1 protein-coding gene is annotated in these 932 nt (G+C 57.9%); it reads right to left on the bottom strand.

The features are described 5' to 3' along the window. Positions 1-21: 21 nt before the first annotated feature. Positions 22-858, bottom strand: a complete 837-nt coding sequence (locus tag AC1Q5P_RS21910) for an IS5 family transposase (RefSeq protein WP_226019834.1) — start codon at positions 856-858, stop codon at positions 22-24. Between the last annotated feature and the right edge of the window lie 74 nt (positions 859-932).

The following is a 932-nucleotide window of genomic DNA, read 5'->3' on the forward strand; positions in this document are numbered from 1 at the left end:
AGAGCCCGATTCAGAAGTTGATCAAATTTGACAGTATCTTGCGGTTCTGCGCGTGAGCATGCGGATTGAGGCGATGAGGGCCCATGCGGTGGATGACGCGATGGACCTTTCCCAATCCTTTGCCAGCCTTCGACAGCGCCCAAGCCAAGCGAAGGTTCGCTCGACAACCCATCGGCGCGGTAGCACCTCGAAGCCCTTGGCTTTGTCGGAACGCTTGATGATGTCGATAGTCCACTTGCCCATGCCGACAAGCGCGGATCGCAGTTTATCACCTGCATAGCCGCCGTCAGCGAAGACATGGCGTAACCATGGAAACCGCGTCCGGACGGCAGCCAGCACATCGACAGCACCATCGCGATCCTGAATGTCGGCGGCGTGGACGAGAATGAAGATCAGAAAGCCGCATGTGTCGGTCAGGATGTGTCGTTTGCGGCCTTTGACCTTCTTGCCTGCGTCAAACCCGGAAACTCCGCCACTTTCCGTGGTCTTCACCGATTGGCTGTCGATCACTCCAGCACTGGGCGAGGCTTCGCGTCCTTCGATTTCCCGCAGGTTCATAACCAGCACGGTGTTGATGGCCTCGAACAAACCGGCATTGCGCCAGGCGTAAAAGTAGCGCCGCACCGTCGACACCGGAGGGAAGCATTTGGGCAAGAGTCGCCACGCGCACCCACTCGCGGCTACATAAAGCAAAGCGTTGAGGACTTCGCGCATGTCTGCCGTTCGAGGTCGGCCTCCACGCCTTGCCGGAGGCACGAATGGCTCTGCCAGCGCCCACTCCGCATCCGTCATATCCGATGGATATCGCAATCCCTCCCGGCTATGCTCGCGCCGGGCAATACCAGTCCATGTCACCATTCACTCCATCTCTTCGCAAAGAGGCGTGAATCACAACATGCTGGTATTGCTCAACAACTTTCGGATCAGGTTCT

This window comes from Novosphingobium sp. GW835-FHT14H07 (genome assembly GCF_058793515.1).